The organism is Vibrio intestinalis (genome assembly GCF_025195085.2).
Taxonomy (GTDB): domain Bacteria; phylum Pseudomonadota; class Gammaproteobacteria; order Enterobacterales; family Vibrionaceae; genus Vibrio; species Vibrio intestinalis.
Window position 1 is genome coordinate 53,049 of sequence record NZ_JANAVY020000018.1, and the last position, 18,553, is coordinate 71,601.

Consider the following 18,553-nt stretch of genomic DNA (forward strand, 5'->3'; position numbering starts at 1 on the left):
TATTAACAATTGACCATATTGAGTGATTTACCATTATTGTTGAAAATGAGCCGAACGGTGCGATTTTTGATCTGAGTCGATAAAAGTCGTAAAAAAATCGTTAACAACTTTCATGTTTCGCCAATGATGTTACAATAACAACGCTTTAAAATGTTAGTCCAAGTGTTCAATTTGATTTTCGTAGGGGTAAGTCATGGAACTAGGTTTAATCATCGCTTTCATCGTTGCATCTGCAATTATGGTGAAAAAAGAGATGAAAACCTCAAAATAATCACTCATTCAGCCCAATTTTTTGATACTTTTTTGAATGTTTGAAATAGAAAAAAGCCAGCGTTTTCGCTGGCTTTTGTTTTTCTAGCACTTCTATTTCTGATTAGAAGTCATATTTAACCGTAACAGAGAAGTTTCGACCGGCTTGAGTGTAGAACTTATCTTCTTCTGATTGGCCGCGAACGTCTGTCCAATTGTAGTATTCTTCGTCTGTTAAGTTAAAGATACCACCACGAATGGTTAGGTCTTCAATTGGACGGTAGTAAGCGGTTAAATCAACCACAGTAGAGGCGTCCGGCGCGAATTTACCCTCTGGGTTGCCGTAACGGTCAACACTATCAATGATGTCTCCCTCTTTTTTCTTCGCGGTATAAGAGACCTTCAATGAAGTACCCCAAACTTTAGAAGGAGCGTCGAAGTTAATACCGGCAATCGCATTCCAAGGCATAATGGAGTTTAGTGGATTGTTTTCGTTATCTTCACCCTTGGTATAAGCGGCAACCAAACTGGTTGTTAAACCTTTAGGCGCATCAGCGATCTCATGCCAATCTAACATGTTAGACAGTTCGATACCTTTGATGGTCGCTTCTGTCACGTTGTCGTAGTAGTACTCAGTGCTAAACGCAGGGTTTGTACTTGCGCGAGATAGGCGTTCGATGAAGTTATCATATTCACTTTGGAATACGGCGATTTCGTTGCGAACGAAGCGATTGTTAACGCGCCATCCTAGTTCGTAAGAAATGCTTTCTTCTGCTTTTAGATCCGGATTTGGTGATGCAGTGTATCGATGCGCCGCGTTTGCGAACGAGTAGTACAGCTCTTGGAAGTCTGGCGCACGGAAACCTTGACTGATTTGGGCAAATAGTTTGTGCTCATCATTGACGGACCACGTAACACCAAGACGACCAGTTACCGCAGATTCTTCGTAAGCCTTATAAGAGTCTTGGTCGAAACCACCATCATTGCCATTAGGGATGCCGCCATTAGGGTCAGTTTTGTATGAGTCGTAACGGATACCAGGAGTGACAATTAAGCTATCACCGAAAGCGATTTCATCTTGTAAAAACAGGCCGTATTTTGTTTCAGTCGCATCTGGTACGTAATAAACAATTTTGTCTGCGCTACTGCTGTTGTATTCGTGGTTTACGTTTGAAATGTCGCGATTAGAGTAAGAGAAACCGTAAACAAGGTAGTGCTCTGAACCGCCAAGGGTAATGAACTTATCGAACTGAGAGTTAAACTGAAGGCCGGATTCTTCGTAAACGTAATCTTTGTTTTGCGTATTCGAGCTGCTGACGCGATCTGTTAGCCCGTTTGATTCTTTATTTAGGTAGTCCAGTTGCCATTCTAGATTGTCTGCGAAGTTGGTATTGGTCGCCCAAAGGTGTTTCACGCCAATACGTGTTTTTGTTTCAGTATCATCACCTAAGTAAGTATCATAACTGCCGCTGCTGTTACGGTTACTATTGGTTAGATCTGATTGAGCGTCTTTATCGATGTATTCACCAGTAAACTCTAGGCGGTGGTCATCGTTTAATTGGATTTGAAGTTTACCAAGTAGGTTGTCTGCTGTTGTTTCAAGCGGGTAGGTTTCACCGAAGTTATCTAGCTCTTCACCATCTTTACGCGTGTAAGCAATCAGGGTTTCTACGTCATCAAATCGATTAGCGACAGCGACAGATTCTGTGAAGGTCGCATCAGCAGATGAATAGCCAAATTTAGCGTGGCCACCGACATCCTTGCCGTCTTTTAAGAAATCAGCAGGGCTCTTCGTTTCAAACGCGACAATACCACCGATAGCGTCTGATCCTTGAAGCGAAGAGGCTGCGCCTTTAACTATCTCAACTGATTTCAGCATATCGACATCGACGTCTACGCGACCAGAGTTAATGAACGCGTACGAGTTTTCGAACTGGTTAGCTTGTGATACGCCATCCACGATGATTTTAACGCGGTTGCCCTCTAAGCCACGAACATTGATAGACTGAACACCTTGGCGGCTGTCGCCTTGCACTGTTACACCAGGTGTGTATTTTAGAACATCTTCAATACTGTTAGAGAGGTTGGCTTCGATATCTTCATCAGTGACAACAGTTACCGATGCGGCGACGTCGTCGAGTTGTTGGCTGGTACGGGTTGCCGATACAACAACTTCATCAAATAAATCGAAATCTTGAGCAAATGCCATTGGCGAACACGCCAAAATAATGGATGTTGAGAGGAGTGTTTTCTTATACATTTGAAACTAAACCTTACTTGTTATTTTATTGTGAGTGGTAAACCGACAAGGATTCTATTTGATCTAAATGATAATTAATACCATTCGCATTAAGTGGTTTTTGGTTTGAAATGTACAAAATATAGGCTACATGTTTCTAACTATTTGTTTTTGCGAATTTTACAATCTATTATTTTGTTTCAATTTTCTTTAAAATTAATTGTATATTCTTTGAATTTTCTCAGATTTGAGCTTTGTAGGTGACAGTATTGTCATTAGGAGGGTGGTAAATGCAGAGTCCAGTGACTCTTGAAGCGCTGCATATTCTTGACGCTATCGATAGAAGAGGTAGCTTCGCCGCAGCGGCCAATGAGCTAGATCGTGCTCCGTCATCATTGAGCTATCAAATTCAAAAGCTTGAACAAGATCTCGACATTATGATCTTTGACCGTTCAGGCCACAAAGCTGCTTTTACTGAAGCGGGCAAGCTGATCCTCGAACGCGGTAGAGCCATTCTTTCTGCCACCGAAAAGTTGGTCAATGATGCGAGTGTTTTAGCCAATGGTTGGGAGCTTGATATCACCATTGCGTTTGATGGCATAATTCCAATTGATAATTTCTTCTCTATGGTCGATGCCCTGGGCAATGTGAGTAGTACAAGAGTACGATTACAAGAAGAGATTCTCGCTGGTGGATTGGAGTCTTTAGAAACAGGACGCTCCGATCTATTAGTTTGCCCACAGTTAGATAACTTACCGCTTGAGATAAAACATCAAACTATCGGTAAGTTAGAAATGATCTGGGTGGCAGAAAAAGATCATTATGTACACAAGCGTGTGGGCGAGTTTGATCACACCGCTCAGGAAAAATACCGAATCATCGCCATAGCCGATACTGCAAGAGAGCAGCCGCCGCTTTCGATTAATGTACTGGAAAAACAACCACGTCTTACGGTAAGCAGTTTTGCGTCCAAAGTGGAGGCGCTAAAAAGTGGCTTAGGTATTGGCACATTACCCACCACCATTGCTAAGCCGCTTATTGAACAGGGTGTATTACAGCAAATTAGCGGCACTGAGGCGTTTCCAATAGATATTATTATGGCTTGGAAACGTAATAAAATCGGTGAAGCGAAATCATGGTGTATTCAATACCTGAACAAGAACTGGGCTATGAAATAACTGTAAGGTGCTGCTATAAGCGCAGCACCATATCGGCTGTACCATCTTCAAACTGAATATCAATCTCAAACCCAAGCCGCTGAGCAAGTGTCAGCATACCGCGATTATTGGGCATCGTAATACCGGTCATCTGCCGAGTTTTCTTGCCCTTACAATAATCGATGATCTTGTTCATTAGCAGTTTACCTAATCCTTGGCCTTTCAAATCTGACCGAATCAAGATGGCAAATTCTGCATCACTATTATCATGGTTGATGAGCGCGCGCGAGACACCGATGATCTCGTGGCTTCCTGCATTTTCACGTACGGCGACAAAGGCCATCTCTCGGTTATAATCGATCTGAGTAAACTTAGCTAATGCTTCATGGTTGAACTCACCAACCTCGGAGAAAAACCGTTTGTAGAGGTCGTCTTTGGATACACCATTAATGAATTCGGCATGCAATGGCTCATCTTCCGGTAGGATGGGTCTTAGTAACACTTTTCGCTTGTCTTTTAGATGAACCCACTCTTCATGCTCAACCGGATAGGGCCTAATTGCCAAGCGCTGCTGCGCATCACCATGATAGGTCTTCAAGGTTAAGTCGGCATCTAGGATGGTAAATTCGCTACCATTTGCCAGTACTGGATGTATATCCAGTTCATGCACTTGAGGGCAATCAACCACCATCTGCGAAATTTTAACCAAGACTTCGGATAGGCCATTCATATCGATTGGGTCAGGCAGTTTTTGCAGGCGAATTTTACCACTTTTTATGGCTCTTACGATTAAGTAGCGGGCAAGTGTCATATTCAGTGGTGGTAATGCTGAGGCAGCATCGATCGCTTCATCCCACTCAGACCCACCTTGACCAAGCAGTATTACGGGGCCAAATGTATCGTCATGTTTGACTTTGATCCGTATCTCTTCACCTCCAGCAAGCTTTGCCATACCTTGCACTAACAACCCGTGAACATTAGCGGCAGGATAGGAGAGTTTCACTCGGTCTAAAATCGCTTGAGACGCGCTGGCTACCTCTTGGCTATTTCTTAAATTAAGCATAACGCCATGCACATCGGATTTATGAGCAATGTCTGGAGAGCGTAACTTAACAGCGACGGGGTAACCTATTTCTCCTGCGATGTGTACGGCTTCGCTTGCTTCTGAGGCGATCCATGTCGGCAGTACGTTGAAATTAAAGCAACGCAAAAAATGGCCTATTTGGTGTGTATCCAATACAACTGTATCTTTATCCAGTAGTTGTTGTTCTATCCATAACTTAGCATTTTCGAGCTCACTGACATGAACGGGTTCAGCCGTTGTCGGCGTTTCCATTAATTGCTTTTGGTTACGTCGGTATTCGACTAAGTGCATGAAGGCAACGACTGCACTCTCAGCGGTACGATAAGTTGGAATTCCGGCTTGGGTAAAAATACTTCTTGCTGGCTTGGCCGTCAGTTCACCAGACCAATTGGTTAGTATGTTGAACCGTTTGTGCCTAGGGTGAGCTTTAATCGCTTCGACGATATCAACGGCCGTTTGTTTCGATCGGGCAATAGCGGAAGGACTGTGCATAATTAGGATAGCATCGGCGCAATCACTGTCCATAAGAGTATTAATCGTATCAACATAGCGCCGACAATCTGCATCGCCCACCATATCGATGGGATTATTTTGACTCCAACTTGATGGCAACTTAGAGGACAGTTTTTCCAGCGTATATTCGTCTAGCTCTGCTAACTTACCGCCACGTTCAAGCAATGTGTCCACGGCCATTATCGCCGGGCCGCCGCCGTTAGTGATTATCGCAAGTCTCTCGCCACGTAACGGTACAGAGTGAGTTAAGGTTTCTACCGCGGCAAACAGTTCATGAGAGTTTTTAACTCTCAGCATACCTGTACGGCGGATTGCGGAATCGTAAATGATATCGAGCGTATCATTGCCACCAGTATGGGCTTGCGCAGCGCGCCGTCCTTCTGGAGTTTTTCCGCCTTTAAGTACCAATATTCGTCGGTTGCGCGAAGCACTTCGCGCGGCAGACATAAAGCGCCGCGCGTCTTTGATCGTATCGACGTAAAGTAGGATCGCTTCTGTGTGAGTATCAGTAGAAAGATGATCGAGAAGATCGGCAAAGTCGACATCAAGTGCATTACCAAGCGAGATAAATGCAGAGAAGCCGATGTTTTTGTCATTGGCCCAATCCAAAATAGTGGTACACATAGCGGCGGACTGGGAAATAAAGGCGATTTTGCCTTTTTGTGCCGTGACCGGAGAGAATGACGCATTAAAGTTAAGCCAAGGAAGAATCAAACCAAGGCTATTTGGCCCAAGCACTCGCATGCCAGAGGCTTTAGCGATGCCAATGCACAAGCTCTCGATAGACTCTCCAGTACTACTTAGTTCATGCATATCGGAAGAGAGTACGATGGCCGATTTCACGCCTTTGGCTGCAAGCTGAGTGAATATCTCAATGTTTCGACAAGCATGGGTACAGAGAATGGCTACATCAGGAACAATAGGTAGTGCGTCGATATTAGGGTAGGCCAACACACCACAAACCGATGTGTAATTGGGCGTAACGGGCATAATTGCGCCTTCAAACCCATCTTGAAGCAGGTTTTTCATCACGATATTGCCGGCGCGCATTGGACGAGTTGAAGCGCCAATCACTGCGATGGATTTGGGCTTAAGTAGCTGGTTTAAATTGTCCATAAATCAACTTCCTAACGATATATTCACTTTATCGTAACGGAGTCTGAGTGTATCTGCTGTGATAAAGTGGCGTTGTTTTAATCAGATCACCGAAACAGCGCATCAGTTTGTGTTATAAGTCACAGTGTCTAATAATATATTCACGCAGTATGCTTGATTAAAGGTCTGTCTAACGGCATGATTTACAGTAAATTCTATCTAGGGCTTTGAAGAATTCATGAAAAAAATAGCAATTGTTGGCTTATCTGTATTACTTTCGGCTTGTGTGTCAGGACAATACACAACGGATGTAAGTTCAGAGAGTTACCGTGAAGATTACAAAACAGCGCAAGTTGAACTGCCTGTAACTAACGAAGTAGCAGAAACGACAGTCGATACGCCAGCAGTTGTCGCTGTTGAAACGAAACCAGCAGTCACCATCGTACCGCCTTCTAAAAAGCAGCAAAACGCGATGCCAGCACGCTACGGTTATACTATCCAAGTTGTAGCAGTAGGCTCTCAGGCTAAAGTTGACCATTTCGCTCGTAACTTACCAAGCAACGGTGAGCCAGTATGGGAAAACTACAAAGTCGTTAACGGCACTAAGTGGTACACCGTGCTTTACGGTGATTACGCAACCCAAGCCGATGCTAAGAAAGCGATTAGCCGTCTACCGGCTGAATTCAAAGCATTGAAGCCATTTGTTAAGAGTATTGACGCAATTAAAAACTCGCCATACCCAACCCTTAACAAGCTAAATTGATAAAAAGGGGCAATCGCCCCTTTTTTAATGTCTAAATATTGGCCTAACAGCCTTTCTGCCTTAATAATATTTGCGATACAAGTGTAACTTGGCTCAGTTTTCTTTATTATGGACTGACCTTAGCTTTTGTCGTTTCACGGAAAGATTTTAATGAAAAAAACGTCCATTCTTCTACTTTGTGGTGGCGGTTCGTCAGAACACGAAGTTTCTCTAGTTTCTGCTAACTATCTGCAATCTCAGTTAGAGCTTACTGAGGAATTCTCGGTAATTCGCGTAGAAATGAAGAAAGACGGTTGGTTTACCGAAAACGGTGAACTTGCGCTACTTGATACCAACACCGGCCAACTGAACTTTGCCGATGCTTCTCTGCATATTGATTTCGTTGTACCGTGTATTCACGGTTTCCCTGGTGAGACTGGTGATATTCAATCGCTGCTTGAGCTATCTGGTATTCCTTACTTAGGTTGTCGTGCAGAAGCGAGCACAAATAGCTTCAATAAGATTACTTCTAAGCTGTGGTATGACGCACTAGGTATCCCGAACACGCCATACTTGTTCCTATCTGAAGATAACCAAGAAGCCTACGCTCGTAGTGTTGAGGCATTCAATCAATGGGGCAGTGTGTTTGTTAAAGCGGCTTGCCAAGGTTCTTCGGTCGGTTGCTATAAAGTGACTGAGTTATCCGAGTTGCAAAAAGCCATCAGCGATGCCTTTACCTATTCAGATCAAGTGTTGATTGAGCAAGCGGTTAAGCCTCGAGAATTAGAGGTGGCGGCATATGAATACAATGGCGAGTTGGTTTTAACTAAGCCGGGCGAAGTGAAAGCGCCGGAAGATGCTTTCTACAGCTACGAAGAAAAGTACGCTGAGACGAGCCACTCAACCACTGATATTGAAGCGCAGAACTTAACTGAAGATCAGCTTAAATCGATCCGCATCAATGCAGAAAAAGTGTTCAAGCAAATGAAGCTTCGTCATTTATCTCGTATCGATTTCTTCCTAACGCCAGACGGTAACATCTACCTTAACGAGGTAAATACCTTCCCAGGTATGACGCCGATTTCGATGTTCCCTAAAATGCTGGAAAACCATGGCGACAAATTCCATGAGTTTTTAGCTTACTGCGTTAAATCTTCGATTTAATCGATAGGTTTCATCGTTAAGAATCTCATCTTCTCCAGCTCTGCTTGTGTCCTATTTCCTAGATATTGATAGGGCATTGCAGGGCTGAGCCAACGTCCTCTCTTCTGAATCTCTTTCGTATTCACTCCTTGATTCGCAAGATCTTTTACTGCGCCAACTCGCAGTGATTGACCGGAAAAGGCAATACTTAAACCTAATTGGTCACTTGCTCGGCGTAACACTCGATATATCGATGAATCATTAAGTCGGTCCGTACCAACGTTGCCGTGACGGTCAATTGCAGTAAAAACATAATTGGAACTATGATTTCGGTGGATTAACCAGCGGCTCAAACATTGATGACCAAGTTCAGTTAATGGATAGCGATGCGCACCGAGGATAATAGAGTGGGGTGTGTTAGTACGATCAACTTGAGCAGAGGTTAAGTTTTTAAGCTCAGAGCGTTTCATTAAGGCATCAAACATTACGTGATAAATGGCCAAATTTCGTATGTCCTGCAGATCATCCGAGCTAGAGAATTGCTCTGTTAACGTATAAAGGTGTTCTCGACTAAAAGATTCTGTTTGTTTGTTATCGCCTTTCTTGTTAACGCGAAGGCCTGACAATGTAGATTGCACGCGGGCATTGGCCGTAGGGTCTTTGAAGCCTAGAATGCGATGCACTAGAGATATAGTGACCGCGTAACGTCTTATGGTGGCGTATTTCTTATTTTCTGCACATTTTTCTAAGTACAAACGAACAGCGGTCGCTGATGCAGGTAGCGGTGAGACGTGCTTCAATTGGCAGAATTCTAAAAACAAATTCCAGTCTTTAGTGAAGCCCAGTAATGAGCTGCGTGAATACTCATTATTCGTCAGCCGCGCGAATTCATCTAACGAAGCGCAGTTTATAAAGTGAGCAATCGTTTGTTTTTTAATGTCTTCGTCTGTGATGACAAGCAGATTTTTTTTCATTTTGGTGCACTATAACCATAATATTAAGCTAAATATACTTGCTTACCGCAGATTTACAATTATTATTAAAAACATCTAACTAATTGAGAAGTTTGAAACTATGGCTGTAGCGACATACCGAGGTTTTAATATTAAGACCGTAGGTACTTCAACTGATATTTGGCAAGTTCAAATTAAAACTCGAGTTTTGCAAGGTAATATGGCCGCGCTGAAAAAGAGCATCGATTGGTTTTGTGACACAGCTACTGTCATTGACCCTAAAGAGTTCTCTTCACTATCTAAACAGCGAGAAGCCGCAGGCAAAGCACTTCAAGAGAACTTCTATGGCTACATGCTGAAAAATGATACTGGCGAGCCAAACACTTGGTACTGTTTTTTTAACGGTCGCTTGATTAAAGGTGGTAAACTTGCCATTCAGAAGCACATCGAAGCGTATCTCATCGCCAAGAAAAAAGCAGAACAGCAAAAGAAGTAAGTTATGACTCTTGTATATTCCACTGAAACTGGTCGTATTAAACCAGAAGAAGACAAACCACAACGCCCTAAAGGCGACGGCATTGTTCGTATTGAAAAGCAAACCAAAGGACGTAAAGGCAAGGGCATGAGCGTCGTGACTGGATTAGATATGGATGACGTTCAGCTAAAACTTATTGCGGCAGAGCTTAAAAAAGTCTGTGGTTGTGGCGGCTCAGTGAAAGATGGCACGATCGAGATCCAAGGCGATGCTAGAGACAAAATCAAAGCTCACCTTGAGAAAAAAGGCCATACAGTGAAGCTTGCGGGCGGCTAATTAAGTTATCTAGATTTATATAAGGAGTGCACAAGCGCTCCTTTTTTATTGATAATAATATGATATTTATAGAAAAACCTCATTCAAGCTTACGGTAGAATAAGCGATAGTTTGAGTTTTAAACCATTCAGCATGAAGATAAAAAAGTTCATTCCATCTACAGTGTGTGGATGGGTCGTCTATATCTATTCGATAATCGCGCTAGTTGGGATCATCAGCGCTCTAGTACTACCGAAAATCTATGCCTTTAATCAATGGCCAGATAGCGTCGATGGGCTAACCGTTTACATCTATTTCTATGGTTTGGCATTTCTTGTTGTATGGCGAATTTGGCGCAACTACCAGAAAGGTACAATGGATGTGCCATTTAGAGAGATGATTTACGGCTTGTTCGTCATTACCGTTTTTAACTCAGTGCTTTGCCTTGGCGCGCATTTAGTGATTCAAACTGTGTTACATCAATCAACTAAACACGATGGCGAAATCATTGTGAAGGTTCTCGGGAAAAACAAAGAGTACATCAGAGGTGGAAAACCCCCATGTGAAGGTGGAATCGAGCTAGAAAGGCTTGGGGTAATTTGTTACGAACATAAGTTAATTTGGCACTACGCAGAACAAGGCCAATACGCAAAGCTTATTGGCGAAGTGTCTGAAGCCGGCGTTGTCATAGAAGATATTCATTTGTTCAAATACAAAAATCAAGGGTAACTGATGCTAATAGACATATCTTTAGCTCAGCTATAGATATGTCTATTAGGTATTTTATGGTAAATCAATTATGTTAAGTGCTATTGCTAAGCCGTATTAAAGGAGAAATAGGTAACGTCATACAAACTGAAGTTTCATCAGTTCTAAATGAATAACACATTTAACATAAGATAGATAATACGCACTAAGGAATCAATTGATAATTCTCATCAAGATGATATTCATGGTCTTCAGCATAACCACAAAAACGACATGTTATCTCTTCGACATACATAAACTCATCTGGCTGACGTGTTTCCCTTTCGACTGAATTGGCGCCACACTCCAAACACATTGTGCCAATTGCTGTATCTTCAAATCGACTTTCATTCATCAGAATCATCCTTATCTAAATCAATATCATATTCACAGTAATATGTATCTGAACACCAATAAAAATCCCTAACTTCAGATTTAAACATTACCGAACCACAAATTGGACATTTCATAATTTAACCATCCGTTTGATAATACGCACTAAGGGCGATGTCTAACAAGAGAACCAAGATATTCCCAAAACATAAACCAAAGCCCATACGCTGCAACAAATAATGGTATGTGCCACCATTCAAAAACATAAGATTCAATCATTTCACTATCTCCAAGTTAAATATCATCTAGCGCATACTTACTAGCTTTACCGTGACAGAAAGAAACACCAACAGCAATCAACTCATTTAAAAGCAACGCCTTATCAGCATCGGACTGACCTCGATACAAATCAGAAAGCATTTTAAATTGTTCAGACAAATCTGAATCAACACGAATTTGCTTTGTCGAAGACTGCTTAGGACGACCAGCACCCTTACGAACGCCACCATGAGAAGCCTTTACTTTTTGTTGAGCTGAGTATGATTTATTAACACCTATGCAATTAGCCTCAACACTAACAACAGTAAAAATAACAATAGCATCATGAGAATATTTACCCGATTCATTAAGAGCACAACTTAAGAAACGTTCTGTAATATAAGGCCAATACTCCTTTGAAATACTAGAATAAATATCATCCTTAACCGCAAGCATCGCATCTATAAACTCTTGAGATAAACAACCACCTTTAAAAAAATCATTAAACTCAGCAACCCATTGATTTAAATAATGTTTGTTATAGAAAGTGCCAATGTGTTCATATGCATCTAAATAGTGTTTGTAGTTCATAACGCATCTCCTTTGTATGCATTAAGTATACTAAATAATCTTGATTTTTGCACCATTAATCAAGTGATATAGGTCTAAAAAATGGCACTTGATTTTTGCACCATTTTTCAAATTAACAATTTTAACGTAGAACAGATAATACGCACTAAGGTTAAAGGATACTTGGCAGCTTCATAACGTCCTCTACAGATTTGTTATCATCCTTAGCCTCGGCCTGCTGCCTACAAACAACCACTCGACTGATATCAAAATATTTCATTTGGTAAACACAATCTGACAACTTGGTGAACTGATAACCCAATCGGAACAAATCCGAATGCTTCAAAGTGAATTGGTAACGGTTTTCAAGGTACACATCTACATAAACGCGATAAAAACTCTCATCGGCATCGATGCCGTTAACCGTCTTGACCAGCTGCTTAGACCAACCCGAAACGAAAAATTGATAATCCTCCAGTAAACCAAACCCGACGTTTTGACTTTTCGATGTACGTTTAGATTCAGTTGAGCCGTCAGGTTCTTGTTGCTCAGGTTGTGCAACCTCACTCGATTGATGCACTTGCGTTTCGGCAATGGTTTCATCATTACCAGAAAAACGACCAACCATAATCAAGGCAAACGCAACCAAACCGCCAACAATAAATATCGCCCCTAGCTTAGTTGACCATGTGTTATAAACACTCTTTGTATCATTAGCCAACGCTTCTTTAACCGCTTTATTACTGGCAGTATGAGACTGGTAAAAACCGAAATATTTCTTTTCATATGTTCGCTTTTCTTCTGATATTGGGTTTTTTAACTCAAAGCCTAAATAGTTCTTTCGCGTATATGTCTTATCAGTGCCTAGATGAGTATTCTTAACACAATAATAAGTCAGCTCAATCATATCCTTTATATCTTTATGAATTTTACGAAGGTTTTGAGTGACCAGAATAATATCAATGCCATGATGACCATGCATTGAATAAAAATACAAAATATCATTATCCAATTGACGACCCAATACCATATGAGCCTCATCAACAATAAATAAAGGACCTTGGTTTTCATCATTACGCCAATCTGTCTCATATTCTTCTGGCATAGAAAAAGGACGTTGACGAGCATTATACTCGTTAAATTTACCCTCTCTGACTTCTATCAAATCCGCTTTATCACCAAAAATCTTACGCATCTTTTCAATGTTTATCGGAATGTTCGTAATCACCTTACGGCCAGAAGCAATGGCAGGAATGATATGAAAAACAACCGCCTCATAAGACTTCCCAGAACGTGGTCGACCAACGAGAGCATAAATCATGAACCTAACCTCACGAACGGAATCAATTGAAGAAGCAAGCGAACAACTAAAGACGCACTAACCATCACAAGCATTTGGGGAACACCTATCTGGGACATCACCCATGACACGCCACTAGGCAAAGGCAAAGTCTCAGGCATAGGAATAGCCGACAAAGAAACTATAACGCCATCAACCAACGCATTAGTAACAGACAAAAACTGGTCAAATACATAAGCAACAATATCCTTTATCGCATCAATCAGTGATAAAAATAAAGAATAAAAGAATTCCATAATCTTATTAACTAAATCTGTTATCCAACCCATATTAACCACCAAATATTAAAGAACGACAATAAAGCACTGTAGAAGCCAATAAAACAATGCGAATAAATAGAAATAAAGCATCTAGGTTGGCAATATCAAACAAATCGTAAGAGCCAAAATTACCAAGCGCACCAAAATCAAAGCTAATAACGTAATTAGGTTTAGAAGCGTTACTTAAATCCATAGAATTAAAAGATTCAATCACGCCTTGGCTAAATTTATCCGCAATGTCAGTAAGGTGAGATTCAAATACTCCAGAAATACCATCTGGATATTCTGGTTTATAAAAACTAGAACAAGAGTCTGTTTCCCAACATGTTCCCGTTCCAACACCAGAAACATCAACACCAGTGATCGCATTCTTCAAGCCATCAATTTTATCGCCAACGCCTTGCACATCTGAACCAAGAGAGTCTAACTTACTACCTAAACCATCGACCTTGCCGCCCAAATCATCAAAACCATTCTTAGTTGTATTAGCAGCGTCCTTAATAGCAGTTTCTAAGGTCGTTGTATTTGAATCGGCCTTGGTGGTCATAGCGTCTAACTTTGCGGCCAATGAATCTAACTTTTCATTTGAATCAATTTGCATACTGTCCAATTTGGAAATGATGCCCGAATCATCAAACCCGCCAGTATCACCACCGCCAGTATCACCACCGCCAGTATCACCACCGCCAGTATCACCACCGCCAGTATCACCACCGCCAGTATCACCACCGCCAGTATCACCACCGCCAGTATCACCACCGTCACCAGGGTCGGGATTTTTATCAGGGAATGTCCCGCCAGGTATCACACCATCAGCATCACAAGTTTCTCCCGTACCTTGCACAGTACCAGAGCAACTGTGAATACCGTCGATTTCAGTACAAACCGCTTCTGTCGTAGTGTATAGACATGATTCATAGCAGTAACTTGGACGAGAGCCGAACGAAACAGGATTCCATTGTCTATCAACGGATTGGTCTTTAGTGGCAGAGCAATCCGAATTTTCATTGTTAGGTTCACATATCCCCTCTTCATTAAGGGATTGGCCGGATGGACATTCGCTGACACCCTTAGCTAAAAAAGCATCAGCCGTAGTGCCATTTGTAAAAAAAAGTTTTACCCTACCGCCACCAAAACCTGCTGCTCTCACGTTACGTGAGTATCCATTATAAGACCATGAACAACCCGCAAAAGAGGACAACGTCTTAACATCACCAACGTTACCGCAGCCCTGTCCTTGGTCGCCCCAAACTAAACCAGTTATTTGCAATAATTGGGCATTAACAAAGGGACTAAATAAAACAAAAGCAATCAATAAATAACGATACATATTCAACCGCCATAAAAAAGGGAGCATTACGCTCCCAATCAACCCCGAAAATTCAATGATGCTATGAAGCCCGCCATACCGCCAAGCAAGACCCATATAGTGAGCTGCATATCGAACAGGGCATACACCATTACGCTTTGCGAATAACACGTTTAGCAATTGAAATGCCTTTTTCAGACATACAAATACCAACCACAACCACACCAATCGCAACAACAGAAGCCGCCACTGTGGTTAAATCAATCGCACCAAAATACGAATCAATCGGTGTACCTTCTGCAAAGGCCGGAGTTGCACCCGCTGCAATTGCTGCTACTAAGAACTTTTTCATAATGTGTTTCCTTATATCAATTTAATCAGACGTTTAGCCAAAGCCACGCCATAAGTGGAGAGATAACCCAGACCGAAAACCACAGTAAAACCAAAGCCAACGGCTGCGCTAACATCTAACGGAGTCAACGATTTATGAGTTAAAAGACTGTCATACTCCGAAGAACTAACGAGGACATAAGCAGAACATGACGACGCGCCATCCAGTTCGGTTGTGGCATATAAAACATTGCCATGGTCAGGACTGATTTCGACACAAATCGCCATTAGCGCCCCGCTTCATCCAATGCTTCCAAATCGAAAGCAAATTGCTTAATTTGAGAACGTAGAGAAGCAACCTCTACAGAACGGGACGCTTCAAACCTTTCCGTATATGGCAAACCACTGGATTCAACAAAAGATTCAGCCTCTTGTTTAGCTGTCATCAATATCAAATTAAGTTTGTTAATTAGGTCTAAAGCATCCATAAGTCACCTACTTGGCCACTTCAAAATCTTTAAGAATGAAAGTCGATTTACCATTTGAAACACCCATACCCAAAGTCGCTAAAACTTCTAAAGGTGCTTTCTTAGCAATAAGTTCATTGTTGAGGCGTTTGGAGAGTGCAAAATGATTATCTGTAAGCACTGAAATCTTACCGATTTGACAACCTACCTTGTCACCGTTCTGCTGAAACTCACCAATAGTTTGACAGTTCGCCCACTGCATAGGAGAACCGCCGTTCTCATCTTCCATAGTGCCGAAATTAGAATTGAAAATTGTAAGAGGCATTTTGTTCATAAAGTCACCTTAATGATTACCGCCAGACCATTGCTGAAAACTCATTTCACTAGATGGATTTGGCTTAGATTGAATAGGCGCTGATAAAACATGAGATTTATCGCCCGGTTGATGAAAGACAAGACTTGAAGTCCCATCCTTCCAAAGAACAAATGAAACCGACTTATCTTGATTGATTCGAACTTCACGGCCTGCTTGGAGAGCGCGAGCATAGAACGGAGGCATACCAACCTCTGCTAGTGAATCATGAATCTTATCAAGGTCAGTAACTTGAACATGAGCTGATGCAGAACCTGACAGATAAGCCAGCAAGTCAGCACCAGAGTTAATCCCATCAAATACAGGTTCTTTGTAATTAGATGGACGTTGCTTATCGAAATCGAAAGTAAGAACCTCACCAAGAGGGACGTGTTCGTCATCGTGTAAATTTTGAAGTTGTTCCTTTGATAGACCGACGGCCATCAAATCAGCAACAGAACGATAGAAGCTAGATTTAGACATAGTGTTTTTAACCTGTTCATAGGTCGAGTGCTTCAGACGGTCATATACTTGGAACAAACGAAGAGCTTTTGATTTACGGGTTTTTCCCTTCGAATCTACCGTGTCGTATAAGTCATGAAGTAACGACATAACTTTGTGGTCATTAACAACCGATAAAGTGCTTCCCTCAATAGCATCGAGCAGATACTTCATGGCATCACGCCAAGCCCAAAGGCAAAAACTAGATTGAGATGCAGATTCGAAAACTCGAACGTATTCAATCAGTTCAAATAGGTTTTGAGGAATATTGTGTTTCTCGAACCAACGAGACATGAAGCGAGCTTCAAAGCGAAGACGATTGTCAGCAAAGCCCTGCAAAGAATCAGATGACAGTTCATCAATTACGCGATCATAACGAGGCGTTTTCTCTTTACGCTTAAGCTTTTTGAGAAACTCACATTGATGATTAACCTCATCCAACTTTGAATAAATAATCAGAGAAGTAGTACGGCCAGAGTTAGGATTGTTCTTATCCTTGTTGAAATATACAGTAGACTCAAACTCCCCTTGCCTACTTGGTCTAAGGTACTTGTTAGATACTTTAGAAAGAGCAACAAGAGCACCCTGCAATTGGTCACGAGAATCAACTTGAACAGACATTGTTGAGTCAAAACGAAAAACATCCGTCATCTGAAAATCAAGCATTTCACAAAAACGAGGCATAGCACGTTTGAAAGCATCGAGAATCGCAGTCGCACAGGTAAGAAGTGAATCACTACCATAAACGTTATGGCCTTGAAGAATCTTGGCCGGAGAACATTTCAACTCAACACAAGCATTAGGACGAAAACCAGAGCCTTGAAAAACCTTCATGGCAATACTGGTATAGCTTGAAGGCACAGATTCCCAAGCATGACGAAGTGAGGAAATGGAAGTGTTACCTTCCTCATCCAAATCAACAGAACAATCAAGACGAAGACCGCGATCTATCAAATCATCAAAGTTAATATGAGTCTCCCAGTCATCACCTACCTGAATAGGAGTGACAAACTCATCTTTGAAATGGATTCTTAAACCTAAGAAATCGTACATGAAACCAACCGTTAATACATGTGTACATTTATATTTGAACACAACATAGCAAATAATACACATGTGTACAAGGTGCACATGACTAAGCGTACTCATAAACACTAAAATACAAGTAGAAATGTAAAGAGGTAGACATGTCATACAAAACCCTACGAGTGCACGAAGCACAGCAAATTAAGCTAGAAAGAGCAGCTATCGAGATAAGCTCAAAAATCGGAAAGCAAGTGCAATGGACAGATGTAGCAAGATACATGTTTGAAAACATGCTGACTGATGCAAAACACGGAATGATCCAAGACTCAAAAAAAGATCAGTAAAGGTAGAATTGAAAATAAGTGTGGAGTACCACATTGGGACTATAAGCCACTATTAAAGTATGTGGCTTCGCCGAAAAATCCGCGGGCCCCTCACCCGACGAAACGGGGCCCCTCCCGCGGTTGTTCGACTAAGCATAAAACTGACACAAAGATGGGTTGCAGTAGCAGTACGCCCCTTTGTTGTTGAAAGGCTCTGCGAGGGATTATTCTGGCAAGAAGGAGGGGTGTTTTTCGAGATCTTAAAAGGAAGCAGATTATCGGCCGTTTGGGGAAGTCATGCCCAAGAACTGTAGAGTGCGGCCTTTTCCCTGCGGGGCTAGTATGTCAAAAAATGACATACCACCGGTGATAATATGTCATCCAATCACTAATTGAGTTTTTAAGAGAAGCCCCACTTGCTCGGTCTTCGACTAATTTTAAAAGACAAATTAGCTACGACACTGCGCAGAGGGATAAGCTTAATGCGCATTATCGAATTATGTTACGGGCTATCGCTTCAAAGCGATTCTCTTTCCTAGCATCTACGGTGCAAGCACCGAGAATGAGCAACTCATTCGCCCACCCTTTGTGGCACTCAGGCCAGAGGCAAACCCTCAACATAATCCATTGCAGATAATACGCACTAAGGAATCAATTGATAATTCTCATCAAGATGATATTCATGGTCTTCAGCATAACCACAAAAACGACATGTTATCTCTTCGACATACATAAACTCATCTGGCTGACGT

General features: G+C 41.8%; 20 protein-coding genes. 7 read left to right on the top strand and 13 right to left on the bottom strand.

The genetic code is table 11. From position 1 onward, the window contains the following. Positions 1 to 373 precede the first annotated feature (373 nt). Positions 374 to 2,509 (bottom strand): TonB-dependent hemoglobin/transferrin/lactoferrin family receptor, encoded by a 2,136-nt coding sequence (locus tag MU515_RS17675; RefSeq protein ID WP_260261709.1) that lies wholly within the window; start codon positions 2,507 to 2,509, stop codon positions 374 to 376. Between the two features lie 269 nt (positions 2,510 to 2,778). Between MU515_RS17675 and MU515_RS17680 the strand changes: the two genes are divergently transcribed. Then, positions 2,779 to 3,666, top strand: a complete 888-nt coding sequence (locus MU515_RS17680; protein ID WP_260261710.1) for a LysR family transcriptional regulator — start codon at positions 2,779 to 2,781, stop codon at positions 3,664 to 3,666. Between the two features lie 13 nt (positions 3,667 to 3,679). Here MU515_RS17680 and MU515_RS17685 read toward each other — a convergent pair whose 3' ends face one another. Then, a complete protein-coding gene (locus MU515_RS17685; protein WP_260261711.1) occupies positions 3,680 to 6,358 on the bottom strand; it encodes a bifunctional acetate--CoA ligase family protein/GNAT family N-acetyltransferase in 2,679 nt (892 codons plus the stop codon). A gap of 217 nt (positions 6,359 to 6,575) precedes the next feature. Between MU515_RS17685 and MU515_RS17690 the strand changes: the two genes are divergently transcribed. Together MU515_RS17690 and MU515_RS17695 are read left to right on the top strand one after the other, a co-directional pair. Then, complete coding sequence (locus MU515_RS17690; protein ID WP_260261712.1) at positions 6,576 to 7,100, top strand: SPOR domain-containing protein; 525 nt, start codon at positions 6,576 to 6,578, stop codon at positions 7,098 to 7,100. 150 nt (positions 7,101 to 7,250) lie between these two features. Next, positions 7,251 to 8,243, top strand: a complete 993-nt coding sequence (locus MU515_RS17695; protein WP_260261713.1) for a D-alanine--D-alanine ligase — start codon at positions 7,251 to 7,253, stop codon at positions 8,241 to 8,243. Here the strand turns inward: MU515_RS17695 and MU515_RS17700 are convergent. Beyond that, positions 8,240 to 9,196 carry a tyrosine-type recombinase/integrase gene (locus MU515_RS17700; RefSeq protein WP_260261714.1) on the bottom strand — a complete coding sequence of 319 codons (957 nt, stop codon included), beginning with the start codon at positions 9,194 to 9,196 and terminating at the stop codon, positions 8,240 to 8,242. The genes MU515_RS17695 and MU515_RS17700 overlap by 4 nt on opposite strands. A gap of 100 nt (positions 9,197 to 9,296) precedes the next feature. Between MU515_RS17700 and MU515_RS17705 the strand changes: the two genes are divergently transcribed. The 3 genes from MU515_RS17705 (at position 9,297) to MU515_RS17715 (ending at position 10,694) form a co-directional block, all read left to right on the top strand. Then, positions 9,297 to 9,671: a DUF3319 domain-containing protein gene (locus MU515_RS17705; RefSeq protein ID WP_260261715.1), complete on the top strand. Its 375-nt coding sequence runs from the start codon at positions 9,297 to 9,299 to the stop codon at positions 9,669 to 9,671. 3 nt (positions 9,672 to 9,674) lie between these two features. Beyond that, positions 9,675 to 9,986 (top strand): stress response translation initiation inhibitor YciH, encoded by a 312-nt coding sequence (gene yciH / locus MU515_RS17710; protein ID WP_260261716.1) that lies wholly within the window; start codon positions 9,675 to 9,677, stop codon positions 9,984 to 9,986. A 132-nt stretch (positions 9,987 to 10,118) separates the two neighbouring features. Next, entirely contained in the window at positions 10,119 to 10,694 is a 576-nt protein-coding gene (locus MU515_RS17715; protein WP_260261717.1) for a hypothetical protein, read from the top strand. Between the two features lie 184 nt (positions 10,695 to 10,878). Here the strand turns inward: MU515_RS17715 and MU515_RS17720 are convergent, their stop codons facing one another. From MU515_RS17720 to MU515_RS17765, 10 genes are all read right to left on the bottom strand, one after another. Further along, on the bottom strand, positions 10,879 to 11,067 hold the full coding sequence (locus MU515_RS17720) for a hypothetical protein (RefSeq protein WP_260261718.1): 189 nt from the start codon (positions 11,065 to 11,067) through the stop codon (positions 10,879 to 10,881). Positions 11,068 to 11,339: 272 nt separating this feature from the next. Then, positions 11,340 to 11,894 (bottom strand): hypothetical protein, encoded by a 555-nt coding sequence (locus MU515_RS17725; protein WP_260261719.1) that lies wholly within the window; start codon positions 11,892 to 11,894, stop codon positions 11,340 to 11,342. A gap of 151 nt (positions 11,895 to 12,045) precedes the next feature. Then, entirely contained in the window at positions 12,046 to 13,194 is a 1,149-nt protein-coding gene (locus MU515_RS17730; protein WP_260261720.1) for a zonular occludens toxin domain-containing protein, read from the bottom strand. After that, complete coding sequence (locus MU515_RS17735; protein ID WP_260261721.1) at positions 13,191 to 13,502, bottom strand: VSK receptor; 312 nt, start codon at positions 13,500 to 13,502, stop codon at positions 13,191 to 13,193. Before MU515_RS17735 ends, MU515_RS17730 begins: the two co-directional genes overlap by 4 nt. Before the next feature lies 1 nt (position 13,503). Next, on the bottom strand, positions 13,504 to 14,850 hold the full coding sequence (locus MU515_RS17740) for an SNARE domain-containing protein (RefSeq protein WP_260261722.1): 1,347 nt from the start codon (positions 14,848 to 14,850) through the stop codon (positions 13,504 to 13,506). A 103-nt stretch (positions 14,851 to 14,953) separates the two neighbouring features. Next, positions 14,954 to 15,154, bottom strand: coding sequence for a phage coat protein (locus MU515_RS17745; protein ID WP_260261723.1), 201 nt, complete (start codon positions 15,152 to 15,154; stop codon positions 14,954 to 14,956). A gap of 11 nt (positions 15,155 to 15,165) precedes the next feature. Next, on the bottom strand, positions 15,166 to 15,420 hold the full coding sequence (locus tag MU515_RS17750; RefSeq protein WP_260261724.1) for a single-stranded DNA-binding protein: 255 nt from the start codon (positions 15,418 to 15,420) through the stop codon (positions 15,166 to 15,168). Beyond that, entirely contained in the window at positions 15,420 to 15,620 is a 201-nt protein-coding gene (locus MU515_RS17755) for a hypothetical protein (RefSeq protein WP_260261725.1), read from the bottom strand. The genes MU515_RS17750 and MU515_RS17755 overlap by 1 nt, the downstream gene beginning before the upstream one ends. 7 nt (positions 15,621 to 15,627) lie before the next feature. Beyond that, positions 15,628 to 15,933, bottom strand: a complete 306-nt coding sequence (locus tag MU515_RS17760; protein ID WP_260261726.1) for a hypothetical protein — start codon at positions 15,931 to 15,933, stop codon at positions 15,628 to 15,630. A gap of 9 nt (positions 15,934 to 15,942) precedes the next feature. Continuing rightward, positions 15,943 to 17,505: a phage/plasmid replication protein, II/X family gene (locus MU515_RS17765; RefSeq protein ID WP_260261727.1), complete on the bottom strand. Its 1,563-nt coding sequence runs from the start codon at positions 17,503 to 17,505 to the stop codon at positions 15,943 to 15,945. A gap of 134 nt (positions 17,506 to 17,639) precedes the next feature. Here MU515_RS17765 and MU515_RS17770 point away from each other — a divergent pair, with 134 nt between their 5' ends. Next, a complete protein-coding gene (locus MU515_RS17770) occupies positions 17,640 to 17,822 on the top strand; it encodes a hypothetical protein (RefSeq protein ID WP_024701913.1) in 183 nt (60 codons plus the stop codon). Positions 17,823 to 18,553 lie beyond the last annotated feature (731 nt).